Consider the following 18,957-nt stretch of genomic DNA (forward strand, 5'->3'; position numbering starts at 1 on the left):
GGCTTTTTCACGTCCAAGGGAGGGGCAACCTCCATGACCGTTGCCATCCTATTCATCACCGCGCTGTTGCCGCCGGTCTCCAGCCTGATCGACCATATCCCTGCTCCCGATGAAGCCCAAGGCCCTGGCCGATGCGAACGCAATGGACGCAGCGCCAGTTCTGGGCCTGGGCGAGGGCATGCCGACGGGCCGTCTTGCGGAACAGACGGTCGGATGGCCGGGACGGCATGCATGGGGGACACTCCGTGATGACGGGATCATGGACGATGCCAGGCGGCGGCGCTGTGATCTTGGCGGTGGGCCGCCCCCCTCAATTCACCAGCGGCGCCTTCTGCACACCCAGCAGGAAGTCACCGCCCTCGTCGTAGCCGGCGGCCTTGATGACGCCGTATTGCGGGGTCTGCGGCGCCTCACGGGACACGTCCTCACGCACCTGCTGGTACAGGCCGAAGCCGCCGCTGTCCTTGGGCAGGGCGCGCACCCGGTTGACCAGCGCCGCCGCGAAGGGGGAGTTCACCTCGCCGTCGGCCACCGGCTCGTCGCCGCCCGACGACAGGGCCATCACCGAGCGGCGCTGGCGCAGTTCCTCGCCGCTGCCGAGATCGGCGGCGTCGATCTTCTGCTCCTTGGTGAAGGCGCCGGAGTAGCAGCTGTCCGACACCACCATCACATGCTTGGCCGGCATGCGGCTGAGGAAGCGGCCGATGTCGTTGTTGGACACCCAGTTCTTCGCGCTGTCGGTGTCGGCATCGGCCGGCAGCCAATAGCCGGCCCCGGTCTCCGACAGCTCGTAGCCGTGGCCGGCGTAATAGACCATGACTTGGTCCTGCTCGCCCACCTCGCGGCCCAGCTTGCGCAGGGCGTCGCCGATCTGCGCCTTGGTCGGGTTGCGTAGGACCCGCGTTTCGTAACCAAGCCGTTCGTTCAACGTTTGGCCGACCAGCGCGATGTCGGCGGCAGGCGTGGCCAGCGTCGGGATGGCGTTGTTGCGGTAGCTGTCCACCGCAATCATCAGCGCGATCTTCTTGCCCCCCTGCCCCGCCGCCGGGTCCGGCGCCGCCATCGCCGTGGAGTCGAGTTGGATGACCTGTTCGGTCGTGTCGCCCTTCTCGTCGGTCATGGTCAGGGTGGCTTCGGTCCTGCCGGGCTCGACCGGGATGCTGGTGCGGAACTGGCCCTGCTCGTCGATGAAGACCCAGCGGCCGTTGACCCGCGCCTCCGCCACGTTGGCGCTGTCGGCGACGATGCCGCGCAGGGTCATGGTGCCGCCGCGCGTGCGCCCTCCTCCCGCCTGCCGCAGGGTGGGCGCCGTCAAGGACAGCGGGCGGCTGAACATGTCGGACATCGACGGATCGGCCACCAATTGCCGCAGGGCACCGCCCAGGGTCTGGGTGCGCTGTTCGCGCTGCACCCGCTGCGCCATGGCGAGGTAGGCCATCGCCATGGCAGGCGGGACGTTGGCCTGGGACACCAGCGTCCGCACCTCGGCGTAGCTGTTCGGGGCGCCCGACGCGAAGTTGTTCCGCAGGATTGCGCCGACACCGGCGGCGACGGGGTCGGCGCTCTGCGTCAGCCCACCGATCAGGGTGGCGACAGGAACGCTCTGCAGGACGGCGCGCTGTTCGATGGGCGTCAACCCGCTGCTCGCCACGGCGGCGACCGCCTGGGCCATGCTGTCGCCCGACGCCGCCTGCACCAGGGTCGCCGCCGCCGCCTGGACTTGCGGCGCGGCGAACACCTGTGGACCGGGCTGGCTCAGCGTCGCCCCGGTGGAATAGGCGGCGGCCGCCGTCGGAGAGAAGGTCATGGTGCGGCCGGAGGCAAGCGTCACCGTCACCGGGCCGGCCGGCGGCGCGTTGGGCGTGCCGCCGCCGTCCGGCGCGGGCTGGTTGGGCGTTCCCTGCTGAAGATTGGACAGGAAGGTGACGGGAGAACTGCCGGTCGTCGTGGGGCTGCCCGACGGACCATTCGGTGGTGGAGGCGGTGTCGTGACGGGGGCGTTGGCAATGTTCGCCACCGTCTGCAACGTGTTCGAGACGCGTGCATCCGCCGTGCTCACCGCCGGCGAAACCGGGGCTGTCGGCGTGGTGGGCACGGTGCGCGTGGTGGATGGCCCGGTTTCGGGAGTGGCCGTTACCGGAGGGGGGGGCGTGGTGGGCGTCCCGGGGCCGGGAGCCGTCGTCACCGGCGGGGTCGGCGTTTCCGGCGTGGTGGGTGCCGTCGGCGTGGTGGGTGTCTCGGTGTCCGGATCCGTTGTCACCGGCGGGGTGACGGGTGGCGAAACCGGCGGTGAAACGGGCGGCGACACCGGGGCAACGGGCGGGGACGTCGGAGCCGATTGCGCCGCCGCGACAATGAACAGGTTCCCGCTTTCCGTCACGGCGCTCGGCCCGTAGGACGCGTAGCTCCTGCCATACACCGTGTCGCCGGTCAGGCCGCCGGCCACCAGGGTGCCCGCGTCGGCGGCGTAGACCAGCCAGCGTCCGGCGTCGACCGTCAGGGCCGACGCGCCCGCGTTGTTGATGAAGCGGCCGTTGGCGGCGAGCACGATGCTGCCGCTGCCGCCCGCCGCGACGCTGGCCCCGCTGTTCAGGGTCAGATTTCCGGCGGTGCGGATCGTCACGTTGCCGGGATCGGCGTCGATGGCCTGGGTCAGGGTGAGACCGTTGCCGCTGTTGGACAGGTTCAGGCTGCCGCCCCGCCGGATGTGCCCCAGCGATGCGATGGTGTTGTCCACGCCCGAGCGGTCCAGTTCGATGTCGCCGCCGGCCGAGAGCGACAGCAGTCCGACGTTCCCCAGCGCCGCCGTCTGGAGGATGCGGCCGGTGGTGGACAGGGAAAGGGTGCCGCCGCCGACCCGCAACCCCGCGCTGGCTCCGGCCGTCCCGATCTCAAGCTCCCCCAGATTGTTGAGAGTGACGGAACCGGTGTCGCCGGCCAGCACCTGAACGCTGTTGGACGAATCCGACAGGTTGTGGGAGCCGGTCCCCAGCAGTTCCAACCGCGCGGCGCTGATGGGGGCGTATTGCGTGACCATCCCGCCGCTGTTCAGCGTGACGCCGGTGGAAAGCGCGGTCAGGGAGCCCTGGAGGGCGATGCCGACGTTCTGGCCGTTCGCGTTCGGGGTCCTCAGCGTCAGGTTCGTGGTGAGCCACCACGGCCCGCCGACCGTGATCAGACCGCTGCCGTTGGCCCGCCCGATGGTCAGGGAAGCGAGGTTGAGACCGAAGGTGGCGAGTTCGTCGTCGGACAGATCCAGCGTGCCGGAACCGCCGGCAAGACCGATGCTGGTGGATGCCGTCCTGGGCTGAACCACCAAGGGGCCGCTGCCGTCGATCGTTGGCGAGCCGTTGTCGCCCAGTTCCATCGTGTCGGCGGTCAGCGTGATGGCCGAAGCGCTGGACGTGCTGGCGGTACTGCCGATCCTGACGTTGTTGACCAGCCGGATTCCGGTCGACCTGCTGCCGTTCCCCGTGGTGCCCTCCAGGCTGATCGATCCGGATGTGGAGTGGACCGCCAGCTCCGACGCGCTGCTGGCGTCGAGTTCCAAACCACCGACCGTATCGTACGAGGCCGACTGGCCGCCCTGCCCCTTCAGCGCGATCCCGCCGGTCTCGGTGGTGATGGCGACCTGACCACGGGCGACCATCCCCTGCGCCTTAGCGGTCGTGGCGCCGCTGGCGTTGCCGTCGATCAGGATGGCGTTGGACGCGGAGGAGGTGGAATGGATCGTCACCGGTCCGCTGCTGCCGTCGAGCAGGACGCCGGTGCTCCAGCAGGCGCCGGTGCAATTGGCATGGGTGGCGGTGGAGGTTGCGGTGCCACGGATCGTGACGGTGCCGGTGCCGGAGTCGATGCCCGTTCCCGAGCCGGTGATGACCACGCCATAACCCCGTATGACGTCTTCGCCGTTCTCGCCGGTGATCGTGATGGCGCCGCCGCCCGACGACAACTGACTGCCGTCCGCGATGGTCACGCCGTTCGGATAGTTGTCGCTCCATCCCTTGGCGGCGCCCGTCGTCGGGTCGGTCCCCCCGCCAAGCGTGATGGCACCGCCGGAGGTCGTGATGCTGCTCGCGGCATCGAGCTTGATGAGTCCTCCGGAAAGGGAACGGTTGGCGTTGAGCACCGCCGCGCCGCCGTTCGTCGATACGGCGCTTGCCGACAGCCACACGTCCCCATCGGATCTCAGGATGACGCCTTGGGAGCCGGACACCGTGGCGTTGTCCATCGTGACGCCGTCCCGAGCCTCCGCGACAACGGACTGGCCGGCGCTGATTCCGGCGCTGGCGGTCAGTTCCAGCGCCTCCTGAGCGGTGATTTCGACCATCTGTCCGGCGGTGATCCGGCCCTTGTCGGGGTTGCCGCCGCCGTCCAGGCGCACGGAACCGTTCCCGTCGACCAGCACCGACCCGTTTGTGCTCCTCACGATCCCTTCGGTCAGCAGAAGGTCGTTGTCCTGGGCGGTGAGCGTGACCGTACCATGCCCGTTGATGGTGCCGCCGATCTGCATGGCGTCGTTGCCGATGCTGGTTTCGCCGCTGCCGCCATCGCCCGTCACCGTGATCGTGCTGCCGAGCGACTTGAGAGACGAACCGTTGCCGAGCAGGAAGCCGACGTTGTCGCCGTCGTCCCGGCCGCTGCCACCGATGCCGGTGACGGTGAGAGCGCCGAGGTTGCTTTCCACCCCGGCGACGTTGCTCAGCTTGACGCCGTGGTTGAAGCCTCCGTAACCCTCGCCTCCTTGACCATGGATCTGGATGGCGCCGCCGCCGGTCGATTTCACCAACCCTCCGGATAGCGAAACGCCGAGGTTCTCGCCGCCGCTGGACCTGTCCTCCAGACCATTGCCGCCGGTGCCGGTGATGGCGAGGGCGCCACCCTCCCCCGTCACGGTGCTGTCGAAAAAGGCGACGCCGTGGTTCTGGCCGCCCGGCCCCCGGCCGCCGGTGCCGGTGACCTCGATGACGCCGATCGTGTCGAGCTGGCTGCCCGACAGCTCGACGCCGAAATTCTGGCCGCCGCCGACGCTGTCGTTCGATCCGCCGATGCCCGTCAGGCTGATGAGACCGCCGCCCGCCTGCAGATGGCTGTCGGTCAGCAGAACGCCTTTGTGCCCGGCGCTGGAGCTGGTGCCGCCCTTACCGCGAATCCGGATGTCGCCGCCACCGGTGTCGACGTTGACCGACTGGAATTCGACGCCCGACTTGTTGACGCCGCCCGCCGGTCCTCGCGCCGGGATGGTCGTGGGATCCGTGCCGCCGCCGATCAGCAGATTGCCGCCGTTGGTAAGGATGCTGAGCGTGGAGCCGCCACCCACATTGACCAGGACGGCGCCGCCGCTGCTGGTGGGGCTTGTGGCCGAGGTGTTGGCGCTGTCGGCGTTCAGCGTCAGGTTCAGCGGGGCGTTGCCCGCGGTGATCCCGGCGTTGACGATGATGTTGCGGTGGGCCTTGAGGGTTAGGGAGGCCGCGCGGAACTCGTTGTAGGCGATGGGCGCGCTCACCGTGATGTCGCCGTAGCCGCCACCGACGCTTCCCGTCTGGATGGTGACGTCGGTGCCTGCCAGCGCGCTGGTGATGGCACTGGCCTGGATGGTGGCGTCGCCGGTCGGTTCGTAGGGGTTGGTCGCCGGCAACGTGGTCAGGCCGCCGCTGGCGACGATGGTTATGTCGGTGGGGTCGAGCAGCCAGGAGCCGGCCTTGCCGCCGCCCGCGCTGCCCGCATCGACCCGTCCGCCGACCTGGAGCGTCAACTTGCCCGAGGTCTCCACGAAGCCGCCGTCGCCGCCGGCCGCGCCGCCCTTCGCCGAGACCGCGCCGTCGAAGCGGGCGCGGTCCTCGGCCCACACCACGACCTTGCCACCCTGTCCCGCCACCGTCGCGTCGGCCGCGATGACGGCGCCGGCCTCGACCACCGTCACGGCGGACGGCGGCACCGGCTTGCGGGCCGGGCGGATGTTGTAGCCGGCCAACGTCGCCGCCGTCGCCCGCCCGCCCTGCACGTCGCCGCCGATCAGCGCCTCGCCGCCCCCGGCATGGCCGGAGACGTTGACGCGCGCCGTCGCGGTCAGCGCGGTGCGGTCGCCGGACGCCACGACGGTGCCGCCCTTCTGCCCGGCGCCGGATCCCGAGGCGTCCAGGGCGCCCGCGACCTCCACGTCGCCGCCGTCGCCCAGCAGGATGATCTCGCCGTCCTTCTGCTCCACCGTCCGGGCCTGGACGGTGCCGGTCATGTTGACCACGCGGTCCACCAGCCCCTTGGCGGCGGTGGCGGTCATCCGCACCCGGCCGCCGTCGGCGAAGATTTTTCCCTCGTTCTTCACCAGCGCGTCGACCGGCTTGCCGTTGGACGCGACGGGACGGGCGTCGGTCTTGGCGTCCATCGCGATGTTGATCTTCTGGTCGCCAAACAGATCGACGACGAAGCGACGGCCCGACGCCAGCGTCACCTCGCCCAGCCGCGCCTCGATGGTGCCGCGGTTGATGACGCCGGGGGCGACGAAGGCCGCCAGTCCGGCCTGGGCCACCGTGATGGCGCCGGCGTTCTCCACCGTCGCGGTGGAACCGGCGGCGCCCTCGAACACGTGGTTGCCGGCGAGGAAATCCTCGTTGCGGATGTTGTGGGTGGTGGCGATCAGGCCGCCGACGTCGACCTTGGCGTTGGGGCCGAAGACGATGCCGTTGGGGTTGACCAGCCACACCTGCCCGTTGGCCGACAGCTGCCCCAGGATGTCCGACCGCTCCGTTCCGACCACCCGGTTCAGGGCGATGGCATTGACGTCGGGCTGCTGGAACCGCGTGTGCTCGGCCTCGCCGACGCCAAAGCGCTGCCAGTCGATGATGGCCTTGGAAGTCGTCTGGACGATATCGAGTTGGCCGGGGCCGCCGGGAACGATCGCCGCCTGCCCGGCGACCACCGTTCCGCCCGCGGGGTTGGCGAGCGCGACGGAGGGGGAGAACGCCGCCGCCAGCACGGCCATCCCGGCCGCGCCGGCCAGCGCGGTGGTGGAGCGCAGGCGCCGGGCCGGCCCCGATCCGGTCGCACCGATGGCTTCGGAGCGACGATGATTTTCCATCGAAACGGACGGCGCGCCGCGATCCAAGAACCCTCGAAGCATACGAAATCCAACCCCGTGCCAATCCATCGAGTCGCCAACCGGACGCCTTGTCTTCGCGCGTCCAGTCCCTGTGACGGCTCCGTTGAGGCGAATGGCCTTGGAACCTTATCTTTCGGATAGGATACTGTGCTTGTGATAAGCTCACCACTGAAAATTCATGACGCTTCCAGGATTGCCACAGGCGATAACACCGAAAACACAAGGGTTTTGCTGTCTTTCCGGACGGCGTGACTCAAGCGGTCCTGTGTCGATGGTCGCCGGAGGCGTTACCGGTAACGGATTTGGAGCCGGTGCAGTCGCCGTCAATAGCGTTACCGGTAACGCCTGGAGCGCGGTACAGACTTTTGGGCTTTCGAGCCACCCGACGATCCGCTACAAGAGCATCCTCATGCCGATCCAGGGGAAATCGATGGCCAATCCGAACGCTGTCGCCGCGGCCAGGAATCCGAAGCAACGCCCGGTCAAGACGGTAAAGAAGCGTGTCGACGCCATCGCGACCGTTGCGCGTTGGGTGGTTTACAGCGCGCCGAAGGGCGGGACCGGCAAGACGACCAGTTGCAAGAACACGGCGGTCGCGGCGGCCACCGACGGCATGCGCGTCGCGACCCTGGACTTCGACCCGCAACGCACGCTGGGCCAGTGGCACGAGCTGCGCCGCCCGCACGACGTCGCCCGCATCGACCATTACGAAGGGACGCTGGACGCGGTCGAGGACGCCCTGGCGCAAATCGATCCCGCCGCCTACGACGTGGTCTTCGTCGATACCCCGCCCTCGGTGGAGCTGTTCCCGGAGGCGACCAAGATCCTGCTGCGCCGCGCCGATCTGGTGCTGGTGCCGACCGGCGTCGGCCGCTTCGACAAGATGAGCGTCATCCCCTGGATGGAGTTCCTGCGCGACTACGGCCGCCCGTCCGCCTTCCTGCTGAACCGGGTCAAGCGCCGCTCGGTCAGCCTGCGCGAGGCGAAGCTGGAGTTGGGCCGGGTCGGGCGACTGGTGCCGCACGAGGTGCCCGACATCGAGGACATGCACCGGGTGGACGACATCGGCTGTTCCATTGTCGATGTCGGCGCGGTGAACGGCGCGGACGAATGCCTGGGCGCCTGGTATTTCGTTCGCCACGAACTGGGGTTGTGAGAGCGATGGCGAACGTCAAATCCTTCATGAAGAAGGCGGCGGAGCAGGGCAGGGGGGCTCCCGCTCCGACCCCGGCCGTCCCGGTCACGGCGATGAAGCCGGCGTCGTCGCTGCCGGCCTCCAAGGCTGACCGCCGGGCGTCCGACATCAGCGACGCCATCGTGACCTGCCGGACCCGGCAGGAGTTCACGCAGGAGATTCGCTACCACTGGAACCGCAGCCGGAAGGAATTCCTGTCCATCGGCCGCTACCTGAACCGCGCCAAGGACACCCTTCCCCATGGCGAGTTCGAGGCGATGATCGCCAGCGACATGCCGTTCTCGGTGGAGACCGCCTTCCGCTTCCGCGCGGTCGCCGACGCCATCGACACCGGGCGGCTGACGATGGACGTGCTGCCGGGGGCCGAAAGCGTCGCCTACCAGATCGTGACGATGACCCCGGAGGAGCTGGAGCAGGCCAAGGCGGTCGGGCTGATCCGTCCGGACGTCACCCGCCGTCAGTTGATCGCCTTCAAGCGGTCGCTTCGCCCGGCCAAGGCTGGGGCCCCGGCCGACGCCCGCAAGGAGCTGTTGCGGGACTACGCCCGTCAGAAGGCGCGGCTCGCCGAACTCCGCGCCATCCTGATGCGCGACCACGGCATCGATCCGGAAAAACCCATGAACGGCATCACCATCGACGTCGAGGCGGAGGACGTCGGCCCCGGCGTTTGACCTCTCATCGTCCGGAGTGCGAGGGGTAGTCCGCTCCCGCCCGCTGCCGCCCTGTACCGGACGAGCCACCGCCCAGCAGATCGACCAGCGCCCCGAAATCCCGCTGGAAGCTGCTGGCGAAATCGCCGCTGCCCCGGTTGCGTGTCGCGTGAACCGGCGTGGTGCGCGAGGCGTGCGGCCCACCGGACATCCGCCGCGCCGACGCCGACGACACCAGCCTGGGCTTGGGCTTGCGCGGCGGCGTCACCAGGGCGGCGGGGGAGGGCGGCGGTTCGGGAAGGCTGGCGGTCTCCCCCAGGGCCGGCGGCTCGCCGGGCCTGCTGTTGCGGGAAAAGGCGTCGTCGCACAGCCCATGGCCGGCCGCCCGCTCCATCCGGTCGCCGTCGAGCAGCCAGCAATCGACGGCGGCGGCCCGCGCCGGACCGCTCAAGGAACCGGCCGCCAGCCCCGCCACCATCGCCGCCCAGATCCAGCCTTGCCACGGCATGCCCGTTCCCTGTCCGTCGTTCGGTCCCAATCTCCAGACATACAACGTTGCGCGCGTTCCTTTCGTCCGCGCGAAATGGGATCGCGGCCGCGACGTGGCGGTACCCCGGCGGGGGAGGGGGCCGGGGGCGGTCCATGTGCCGCACTTGTCTTGCCGCCGGCTTGATGGGACAGTTCCGCCCCTCTTCTCACGACCGGAGCCGACGCGACACCGACGATGGCCGACTTCAACTGGAACGATCTGCGCTATTTCCTGGCGGTGGCGCGCGCCGGCACCCTGACCACCGCCGCCCAGCGGCTGCGCGCCGACCACACCACGGTCAGCCGCCGCGTCACCGCGCTGGAAGAGGCGCTACGCGTCACCCTGTTCGAACGGCGGCCCAGCGGCTTCACCCTGACCGCCCAGGGGGAGCGGCTGAAGCAGACGGCGGAGTCGATGGAAAGCGCCGCCTTCCTGGCGCAGAGCGTGGTGGCGGACGGGGATTCGTCGCTGTCGGGCGCGGTGCGGATCGGGGCGCCGGACGGGTTCGGCAGCTGCTTCCTGGCGCCGCGCGTCAGCGGCCTTTGCGACCGGCACCCGGACCTGGAAATACAGCTCGTCGCCACCCCGCGCGTCTTCAGCTTGTCCAAGCGGGAGGCCGACATCGCCATCAGCCTGTCCTGCCCGCAGGAGGGACGGCTCTACGCCCGCAAGCTGACGGATTACCGGCTCGGCCTCTACGCGACGGTGGCCTATCTCGACGCCCACCCGCCCATCGGCAGCCGCGAGGCTCTGGCCGGTCACGACTTCATCGGCTACATCGACGACCTGATCTTCGCGCCCGAGCTGGACTACGTCGAGGCCATCGGGCAGATCGCGCCGCGCATCAAGAGCAGCAGCCTCGTCGCCCAGAGGGAGGCAACGCTGGCGGGAGCGGGGCTGTGCATGCTGCCGGCCTTCATCGCCGGTTCGGAACCGACGCTGGTACCGGTGTTGGCGGATCAGGTGGCGATCACCCGGTCCTTCTGGCTGATCGTCCACGAGGACATGCGGTCTCTGGCGCGCATCGCCGTGGCCGCCGACTTCATCGCGGAGGCCGTGCGGCGGGAACAGGGGCTGTTCCTGCCGGCGTGAGGACGGGCGGGGGAGGGGGGCTTCACCACTCCCCCGCCTTCGCCTTCAGGCGGTGTCGCCGCGCAGCATGTGGATGATGCCGGAGAAATCGACTCCGCCGTCGCCCGCCGCCGCCATCATGGCGTAGAGCTGCGTCGCGGCGGCACCCAGCGGCGTCGGCGCCCCGGCGCTCTGCGAGGCTTCCTGCGCCAGCTTCAGGTCCTTCAGCATCAGGGCGGCGGCGAAGCCCGGCTGGTAGTCGCGGTTGGCCGGGCTGGTCGGTACCGGGCCGGGGACCGGGCAATAGCTGGTCAGCGACCAGCACTGGCCCGACGCGGTGGAGGCGACGTCATAGAGCGACTGGTGCGACAGCCCCAGCTTCTCGGCCAGCACGAAGGCCTCGCAGACGCCGATCATCGAGATGCCGAGGATCATGTTGTTGCAGATCTTGGCCGCTTGCCCCGCCCCGGCGGCGCCGCACAGCACGATCTTCTTGCCCATCGCCTCCAGCACCGGACGGGCGCGCTCGAACGCCTCGGCCTCGCCGCCGACCATGAAGGTCAGGGTCCCGGCCGCCGCCCCGCCGACGCCGCCCGACACCGGCGCGTCGACCGAGGCCGCCCCGCGCGCCGCCGCCAGCGCGTGCGCCTTGCGGGCGGAGTCCACGTCGATGGTCGAGCTGTCGATCAGCAGGGTGCCGGGCTTCACCGCCGCGACGATGCCCTCGGGGCCGTCGTAGACGCCCAGAACGTGCTTGCCGCTGGGCAGCATGGTGACGACGATCTCGGCCTCGCGCGCCACGTCGGACGGCGAGGCGCCGATGACGACACCGGCCGCCCGGGCGGCGTCGATGGCCGCCGGCACCGGATCGAAGCCGCACACGCTGTGCCCCGCCTTGACCAGATTGGCGGCCATCGGACCGCCCATGTTGCCCAACCCGATGAACCCGATGACGGCCATGTTCGTTTCTCCCTCGGTGCTTTGTTTTGTTGCGTGTGCTGGTGGGCGGCGGTCATGCCATCCGGGCGATCTCGCTGCGCGAGACGATCAGGCGCATGACCTCGTTGGTCCCCTCCAGGATCTGGTGGACGCGCAGGTCGCGGACGATCTTTTCCACCCCGTAGTCGGACAGGTAGCCATAGCCGCCGAACAGTTGCAGGGCGTTGTTCGCCACCTCGAACCCGGTGTCGGTGGCGAAGCGCTTGGCCATCGCGCAGAGCCGGGTGGCGTCCGGATGCTTGGCGTCGAGCGCCGCCGCCGCGCGGTGGACGAAGGTGCGCGCCGCCTCCAACTCGGTCGCCATGTCGGCGATGCGGAACTGGAGCGCCTGGAAGCGGTCGAGCGTCTGGCCGAAGGCCTTGCGCTCGCCCATGTACTTCAAGGCCGCGTCGAGCGCCGCCTGGGCGCCGCCGATGGAGCAGGCGGCGATGTTGATGCGCCCGCCGTCCAGCCCCTTCATGGCGAACTTGAAGCCCATGCCCTCTTCGCCCAGCAGGGCGGAGGCGGGGATGCGGGCGTCCTCCAGGATGACGGCGCGGGTCGGCTGGGCGTTCCAGCCCATCTTGTGCTCGTTGGCGCCGAAGGACAGGCCCGGTGTGTCGCTCGGCACCAGGAAGGCGCTGATGCCCTTGGGGCCGTCCTCGCCGGTGCGCGCCATGACGAAGTAGAGATCGGAGCTGCCCGCCCCGGAGATGAACTGCTTGGCGCCGTTCAGCACGTAATGGTCGCCGTCGCGCACCGCCCGCGTGCGCAGCGCCGCCGCGTCGGAGCCGGCGTTGGCCTCGGTCAGGCAGTAGCTGGCGCGCCACTCCATCCGGCAGAGCCTTGGCAGCCAATGGGCCTTCTGCTCTGCCGTGCCGAAGGAGTCCACCATCCCGGCCACCATGTTGTGGATCGAGATGTAGGAGGCGATGGTCGGGCAGCCCTGGCTCAGCGCCTCGAAGATCACCGCCGCGTCGAAGCGCGACAGGGCCGAGCCGCCATGCTCCTCGCCCACATAAATGCCGCCCATGCCGAGTTCGCCGGCGGCGCGCAGCGTGTCGAGGGGGAAATGTTTCGTCTGGTCCCATTCGACGGCGTGCGGCGCCAGCTCGTCGCGGGCGAAGGACAACGCCATGTCGCGGATGGCGACCTGATCGTCGGTCAGTTCAAAGGACATCGGTGCTCCCCATGGTCGGGATCCGCAAGTGGACCGGGCGGGCGGGTCGCGACCCGCCCGCCCGGTCCGCTCATCGCCGGAGGTGTCCGATCAATCCATCGTCGGGATGGCGAAGCTGGCGCCTTCCTTGATGCCGGACGGCCAGCGCGAGGTCACCGTCTTGGTCTTGGTGTAGAAGCGCACCGAATCCGGCCCGTGCTGGTTCAGGTCGCCGAAGCCCGAGCGCTTCCAGCCGCCGAAGGTGTAGTAGGCGAGCGGAACCGGGATCGGCACGTTGATGCCGACCATGCCGACGTCGACCCGGCTGGCGAAGTCGCGGGCGGCGTCGCCGTCGCGGGTGAAGATGGCGACGCCGTTGCCGTATTCATGCTCGTTCGGCAGGGCCAGCGCCTCCTCGTAGGAGTCCGCGCGGACGACGGAGAGGACCGGGCCGAAGATCTCCTCCTTGTAGATGCGCATCTCCGGCTTCACGTTGTCGAACAGGCAGCCGCCCATGTAATAGCCGTTCTCGTAGCCCTGCATCTTGAAGTCCCGGCCGTCGACGGCCAGCGTGGCGCCTTCCTTGACGCCGATGTCGACGTAGGACTTTACCTTCTCCAGATGCTCGCGGGTCACCAGCGGGCCGAAATCGGCGCCGCCGTCGGTGGACGGGCCGATCTTCAAGCCTTCGACGCGGGGGATCAGGCGCTCCATCAGCGCGTCGGCGGTCTTCTTGCCGACCGGCACGACCACCGAGATCGCCATGCAGCGCTCGCCCGCCGCGCCGTAGCCGGCGCCGATCAGCGCGTCGGTCGCCTGGTCGAGGTCGGCGTCGGGCATGATCAGCGCGTGGTTCTTGGCGCCGCCGAAGCACTGCACGCGCTTGCCCTTGGCGTTGCCGCGCGTGTAGATGTACTCGGCGATCGGGGTCGAGCCGACGAAGCCGATGGCCTTGATGTCGGGATCGTCGAGGATGGCGTCCACCGCCACCTTGTCGCCGTGGACGACGTTGAGGACGCCCGGCGGCAGCCCGGCTTCCAGCATCAGCTCGGCCAGCTTGACGGGGACCGACGGGGTGCGCTCCGACGGCTTGAGGATGAAGGCGTTGCCGCAGGCGATGGCCGGGGCGAACTTCCACATCGGGATCATGGCCGGGAAGTTGAACGGCGTGATGCCGGCGACGACGCCCAGCGGCTGGCGCATCGAGTAGATGTCGATGCCGGGGCCGGCGCTCTCGGTGAACTCGCCCTTCAGCAGATGCGGGATGCCGCAGGCGAACTCCACCACCTCCAGGCCGCGCTGGATGTCGCCCTTGGCGTCGACGATGGTCTTGCCATGCTCCAGCGACAGCAGCAGCGCCAGTTCGTTGTAATCGCGCTGGACTAGATCGAGGAAGCGCATCAGCACGCGGGCGCGCTTCTGCGGGTTCTGGGCGGCCCAGCCGCGCTGCGCGGCCTTGGCGTTCTCCACGGCGGCGCGCATGTCCTCGACGCTGGCGAGCGGCACCTTGGCGCGGACTTCGCCGGTCATGGGGGAGTAGACGTCGGCGAAACGGCCCGACGTGCCGGACACCAGCTTGCCGCCGATCAGATGATGAAGTTCGGTCGTCATATCGTTTTCCTCCCGGATGATGTTGGCTTTCCATGTGCGCCAGTGGGAGCCCGGGAGCGATGGGAAACTTTGCGCAACGGTTGTGCAGGAATGCGCTTTTCGGTCGTGTGAGACGATGTGGTGGACGGCCCTTTCACCGGGAAACGGTGTCAAGCTGAGGTCGTTGAGGAAACCACCTTTACAAGAGCGGCTGATGAGCACGCTTGTGACGGTCGGTCTGGAGCCGGCAAGGATTGTCTTCCAGATTCATGGCATCACAGCCGAGGGAAAAGGTTCTGATTTTCCGGGAACTGCGTCGTGGCGTGGCGCTGAAGTTCTTCCAGGGTGTTCCGTCGTGCTTGGTCGGAATCGAGGCTTGCGGCACGGCGCAGCATTGGGCCAGGGAGATTACGGCCTTGGGGCATACGTCAAACCTTATGTGGAGCGGGGCAGGACCGGTGCAACGGATGCCGGGCATCGCTCCCGCCATCGGAAGCCATCAAGCGGCCTGCCAGTATCTTGGGCTCTGACCTGTTCATAAACCCGCCGCCAAGGCCCCTCCGCGTGGGCAACTGGTCGATCGCCGCTCCCAACGCCAAGCATGGTGCCGTTTGGTGAAGGAAGCGACGGTTCACCTGGAGATGCTGACGAAGCAGGGCTTGCCCACCAGGAGTGGCTCACGTGCCCCACACCGAAGGGTCGACGCCGGCCAGTCGGTTGAGGTCGTGTTCCGCGCCCAGGATGCGGGCTCCTGCGCCGGCACCTCTCGGAGCCACATGGAATTTATATGGGCGGTTGAGCAAGTCTCTCGACAGTGTTCACTGTGGAGATCCCGTCGTGCAGACAGCCTTGCCCTTCCGGTCCATCCCATCCGTCGCCGCCACCGGGCCGCTTGGCGCCCGTGAGTTTGTCGACCGCTTGGTCCGGCAATCCCAGGCGCGGCCGACCGACCGGATTCTGATCGTCGGCGGTGGCCGGTGCGGCTTGCTTCTGGAGCTCTACCGGCGCGGCTTCACCCAGGTGTGCCATGAAACCGGGGAGCGGCTGCCCGTCCACGAGGCGTTCGACATCGTGTGGCTTCTGCGCGTGGAGTCGGCGCCCGCCCTGGCGCGGGTCCTGACCGGGCTGGGCCGGATCCTCCGGCCGGATGGAACAATCGTCGCCTGGACGACGTCGCCGTCGACGACGGGGGGAGAGTGCCTGTGCGCCCAGAATCTCAGGCAGTGCTTTGCCGCCAGCGGCTTGGTCCCGCTCGTTCAGGCCTCCGATGGCGAAACAGGATGCCTGCTCACCGCCCACCGTCCGCCGGCCGGTGCCGTGTCCTGGCCGGCCACGGCGTGACGGGACATCGATCATGGAAAGCCCAGTGCGAATCGACGTCCGCCGGCTGACGGGCTATCTGACCGCGCTTCCCACACCATTCGCCGAGGCCGGAGCCCACATCGACGAAGCCGCTTTCTCGTTCCTCTGCGACTGGCAGGTGAGACAGGGGGTGGCCGGCCTCGTCGTGGCCGGCACGACCGGCGAGGCCCCGACCCTGTCGGCGGGCGAGCAGGATCGTCTGCTGCGCCTTGCGGTGGAGGCGGCGGCCGGACGGGTGCCGGTGGTCGCCGGCGCGGGATCGAACGTGACCGCGCACGCGGTCGAACTGGCGCGGCTGGCGCAAGGCGCCGGAGCCGCCGCCGTCCTGGCCGTCGTGCCCTACTACAACCGGCCGTCCCAGGAAGGACTCTTCCGGCATTTCCAGGCGATCGCGACTTCGGTCGACATCCCAACGATTCTCTACGACGTCCCGGCGCGGACCGGGTGCGGCTTGGCCCTTCCGACCATCGCCCGTCTGGCGGAGGTGCCCGGCGTGGCCGGCCTCAAGGACGCGAGCGGCGACATGGCGCGGCCGGCCGCGCTCCGGCGCCTGCTGGGGGAGGGCTTCCGCCTCTTCTCGGGCGATGACGCCACCGTGCTCGGCTATCTCGCCCAGGGGGGCGACGGGTGCGTTTCGGTGGTGTCGAACGTGGTTCCCGCCCTGTGCGTCCGCATGCACGCCGCCTTCCGGGCCGGCAACATCGCCGAAGCGCAGGCCACCGCGCTGGCAATCACCCCGCTGACCAACGCGTTGTTCGTCGAGAGCAACCCGGTGCCGGTGAAGCACGCCCTGAGCGTGCTGGGACGGATGTCCGGTCTGGTCCGCCTGCCGCTCTGCGAAGCAAGCCGGGAAACCCACGGCGCCGTTGTCCACGCCCTGTCGCGGCTCGGCTTCGAGACGGCATGACCCGTTTTCAAGGAGGCTGCCGTGCGCCGGAAAGACCCGATCAAGGGCTCCCGTGCCATGCGGATCGTTCCATCGAGTCCGCCGTCGCCGGTGTGGGATGCGTCGCGCGCGCTGCCCAGCCTTTGGCGCGACGCCCTCGAATCCTGGCTGGGGGCGGCGACGCCGCCGGCCGCCGCCGGGAACGGCGCGTGGCGGAAGTCCGCGACGCGCGGCGTGGACCGGGCCGCCTGACCATGCCACGCACCATCGCGACCAGCGCCGGCGTTTCCCATGCCGTTTCATCGAAGGAGCCCCGAATGTTCGGTGCGATCATCGCCGTCGAGCGCCTGCGGGACTGTCCTTGGCCGCTCGACGGGCATCGGATCGTCACGCTGGACGATTACGCCGATACCCCGCGCGCCGTTCTGGCCGACGCCCAGGATGGCGCCAGGATCGTCAACCTGTGCCGGAACGGTGGCTGTCGGCCCCGAAGCTACGAGTGCTCGCTGCTGGCCGAGGAACGTGGCCACGCCGTGCTGCCGAGCGTCGCAACGCTGGCCGGTCTGACTTGCCGGACGCTCCAGGGCTCCGCGCTCGACCGGCTGAGCCGCGAACTGGCGAGCCTGCCGGAGGAGCGTCCGCCGGGCCTGAATCCGCGCCGATCGCTCCTGGCGGCTTTCGGACGGACGGCCGATCCGCGCCTGCTGCCCCTGGCGGCCTTGGCCTTCGATCTCTTCCCCTGTCCGCTGCTGGATATCGGGATCGACGAACGGTCGCGGCGCGTGACGGGCGTCCGCGCGGTGACGGGGCGGGACACCGGCGCCGACACCGGCGCTCTATTCCGTAACGCGCTGGACGGCTGGCTTTCCACCCGGTCGACACCGTCGTTCGATGGGGCACCACGCCGCCGCGATTGGCGATTCGGTGAGGCTCCAAGTCATTCCCGTGGCTTGAGTCGGCTGGTGTGACGCCGTGATCCCTCGGCTTTTCCCGGTTCTGGCGTCCTTGCTGGCCGGAGCCTGCGCGACCGATCCCACCTCCGTCGCGACGGCGTTCGAATCGCGCCCCGAATCGCGCTCCATGACCCGCGCGACCGCCGCCATCGGCGGGGAGGTTGCCGGCCGGGTGGGAACGGGGACCCCCGACGCCACACCGTCCTTTGCGGGCGTCGCATCCTGGTACGGGCCGCGCCACCACGGCAAACCGACCGCCAGCGGCGCCGGCTACGACATGTGGGCGCTGACGGCCGCCCATCCGTCCCTGCCGATGGGCACGCGGCTGCGCGTAACCCATTCCGCGACGGGACGGTCCGTGGTGGTGACGGTCAACGACCGCGGGCCTCACACGGGCGGTCGCATCCTCGACCTGTCCTGGCGCGCGGCGCGCGATCTCGGCGTGCTGCGGTCGGGCTTGGCCATGGTGGTGGCCCAGGCGGTTCCCGACGAGACGGTGCGGGTATCGGTGCCGCCGGGCTCCCGCAAAGCGCCGGCACGGCCGCTCCATCCTCCACCCGCCGACGGGTCGCTTCTGGCCGGAGGGTATGCAACGTTCGGCAAAGCAGGACAGCCATGACCATCGCGCTTTCCTTCCCGTCCTGCGGTTGCCACCTCGAAACGCCAACCGATCCGCACATGCACGCGATCCAGTCCGGCCTTGCCGCGCTTGGGACCGCCGTCGCCGCGGTGGCCTCCCGTCTGGCGCTGGTGCCTGTTCAGGACCGCCAGGAGCCAGCGAGGGCCGTTCTGAAGGTGGAACGGCTGTGTTCCCTCTTGGAGGAGGGGCAAAGATATGGAACCCAAGGGTCCCGCCAGGAACGGGCATCGGCCTGGATACGAGGCTATTTCCGCATCCTGCTGCCCGCCATGGTGGCGCCGGCCTTTGCCGGCATCCGGATGGACGGAGCCGTCGCCAACTGCCGGCTCGGCCTGCGGGCCGGGAAGCCGGTGGCCGTGGCGTCGGTGACCGCTCCCGCTCTGGGGGTGCGGGTCAATGTCGAGGATCTCTACGGGCCTCTGCTCGCCGACCATGCCGAGCGGGTGGTGCGTGCCGCCTACGCGGCGACCGGCCTGTCGCCGCGCATCGCTTGGTCGCACGCTGGGGAGGTGCTAACAAACCTGTTCCGTCCGTTCGATGAGCTGCCGGCGTTGGCCGAAACGGTCGAAACGCATCGTCTGGTGGTGTTCGGGGTTCCCGCCAACGCCTGGTTTCCAATCAACAACCCCCTGTTCCGCAACCCATGCGCCCAAGACCAAGGAGGGCGGACGCCATGGGACGCGGGCTCAAGGCGATGAGGCTGGCCGCGCGCCGTTTTGCCGGCAACCCGGCAGCCGTCACGGCGCTGCTGATCCTGAACCGCGCCGGGTTTGTCGGAGGCCGATTTGGTTGAGTCACGCCGCGATGGCGACGTCCTCGATTTGAGCATAATAGCGCGCTTCGGC

Annotated in this window: 14 protein-coding genes; 9 read left to right on the forward strand and 5 right to left on the reverse strand. The window is 69.2% G+C overall.

The genetic code is table 11. The annotated features are described in order from the left end of the window. Positions 1-310: 310 nt before the first annotated feature. Positions 311-7,078 carry a two-partner secretion domain-containing protein gene (locus EJ913_RS19640; protein ID WP_185909856.1) on the reverse strand — a complete coding sequence of 2,256 codons (6,768 nt, stop codon included), beginning with the start codon at positions 7,076-7,078 and terminating at the stop codon, positions 311-313. 451 nt (positions 7,079-7,529) lie between these two features. On the opposite strand from EJ913_RS19640, the gene EJ913_RS19645 reads away from it, so the two are divergent. Together EJ913_RS19645 and EJ913_RS19650 are read left to right on the forward strand one after the other, a co-directional pair. Further along, complete coding sequence (locus tag EJ913_RS19645) at positions 7,530-8,255, forward strand: ParA family protein (RefSeq protein WP_244939422.1); 726 nt, start codon at positions 7,530-7,532, stop codon at positions 8,253-8,255. Between the two features lie 5 nt (positions 8,256-8,260). Then, positions 8,261-8,965 carry a DUF3102 domain-containing protein gene (locus tag EJ913_RS19650; RefSeq protein ID WP_238519552.1) on the forward strand — a complete coding sequence of 235 codons (705 nt, stop codon included), beginning with the start codon at positions 8,261-8,263 and terminating at the stop codon, positions 8,963-8,965. 4 nt (positions 8,966-8,969) lie between these two features. Here the strand turns inward: EJ913_RS19650 and EJ913_RS19655 are convergent, their stop codons facing one another. After that, positions 8,970-9,452: a hypothetical protein gene (locus EJ913_RS19655; protein ID WP_127000975.1), complete on the reverse strand. Its 483-nt coding sequence runs from the start codon at positions 9,450-9,452 to the stop codon at positions 8,970-8,972. Between the two features lie 216 nt (positions 9,453-9,668). On the opposite strand from EJ913_RS19655, the gene EJ913_RS19660 reads away from it, so the two are divergent. Further along, positions 9,669-10,565 carry a LysR family transcriptional regulator gene (locus tag EJ913_RS19660; protein WP_127000977.1) on the forward strand — a complete coding sequence of 299 codons (897 nt, stop codon included), beginning with the start codon at positions 9,669-9,671 and terminating at the stop codon, positions 10,563-10,565. A gap of 45 nt (positions 10,566-10,610) precedes the next feature. On the opposite strand, the gene mmsB is transcribed toward EJ913_RS19660, so the two are convergent. The 3 genes from mmsB to EJ913_RS19675 form a co-directional block, all read right to left on the reverse strand. After that, on the reverse strand, positions 10,611-11,504 hold the full coding sequence (gene mmsB / locus EJ913_RS19665) for a 3-hydroxyisobutyrate dehydrogenase (RefSeq protein WP_127000979.1): 894 nt from the start codon (positions 11,502-11,504) through the stop codon (positions 10,611-10,613). 52 nt (positions 11,505-11,556) lie between these two features. Then, positions 11,557-12,702, reverse strand: coding sequence for an isobutyryl-CoA dehydrogenase (locus EJ913_RS19670; protein ID WP_127000981.1), 1,146 nt, complete (start codon positions 12,700-12,702; stop codon positions 11,557-11,559). Between the two features lie 90 nt (positions 12,703-12,792). Further along, the gene (locus tag EJ913_RS19675; RefSeq protein WP_127000983.1) at positions 12,793-14,292 is read right to left on the reverse strand and encodes a CoA-acylating methylmalonate-semialdehyde dehydrogenase; all 1,500 of its coding nucleotides are present in this window, start codon (positions 14,290-14,292) and stop codon (positions 12,793-12,795) included. Between the two features lie 816 nt (positions 14,293-15,108). Here EJ913_RS19675 and EJ913_RS19680 point away from each other — a divergent pair. The 6 genes from EJ913_RS19680 to EJ913_RS19700 all read left to right on the forward strand — a co-directional run bounded on the left by EJ913_RS19680 (position 15,109) and on the right by EJ913_RS19700 (position 18,810). After that, on the forward strand, positions 15,109-15,612 hold the full coding sequence (locus tag EJ913_RS19680) for a class I SAM-dependent methyltransferase (protein WP_127000985.1): 504 nt from the start codon (positions 15,109-15,111) through the stop codon (positions 15,610-15,612). Between the two features lie 13 nt (positions 15,613-15,625). Further along, positions 15,626-16,540, forward strand: coding sequence for a 4-hydroxy-tetrahydrodipicolinate synthase (gene dapA, locus EJ913_RS19685; RefSeq protein WP_127000987.1), 915 nt, complete (start codon positions 15,626-15,628; stop codon positions 16,538-16,540). Positions 16,541-16,561: 21 nt separating this feature from the next. Then, complete coding sequence (locus EJ913_RS31745) at positions 16,562-16,771, forward strand: hypothetical protein (RefSeq protein ID WP_185909857.1); 210 nt, start codon at positions 16,562-16,564, stop codon at positions 16,769-16,771. A gap of 65 nt (positions 16,772-16,836) precedes the next feature. Further along, entirely contained in the window at positions 16,837-17,487 is a 651-nt protein-coding gene (locus tag EJ913_RS19690; protein WP_185909858.1) for a RimK-like ATPgrasp N-terminal domain-containing protein, read from the forward strand. Between the two features lie 4 nt (positions 17,488-17,491). Continuing rightward, positions 17,492-18,091: a septal ring lytic transglycosylase RlpA family protein gene (locus EJ913_RS19695; protein WP_244939423.1), complete on the forward strand. Its 600-nt coding sequence runs from the start codon at positions 17,492-17,494 to the stop codon at positions 18,089-18,091. Continuing rightward, positions 18,088-18,810, forward strand: coding sequence for an IucA/IucC family C-terminal-domain containing protein (locus EJ913_RS19700; protein ID WP_127000991.1), 723 nt, complete (start codon positions 18,088-18,090; stop codon positions 18,808-18,810). The genes EJ913_RS19695 and EJ913_RS19700 overlap by 4 nt, the downstream gene beginning before the upstream one ends. Positions 18,811-18,957: the final 147 nt, after the last annotated feature.

It is taken from the genome of Azospirillum doebereinerae (genome assembly GCF_003989665.1).
Classification (GTDB): domain Bacteria; phylum Pseudomonadota; class Alphaproteobacteria; order Azospirillales; family Azospirillaceae; genus Azospirillum; species Azospirillum doebereinerae.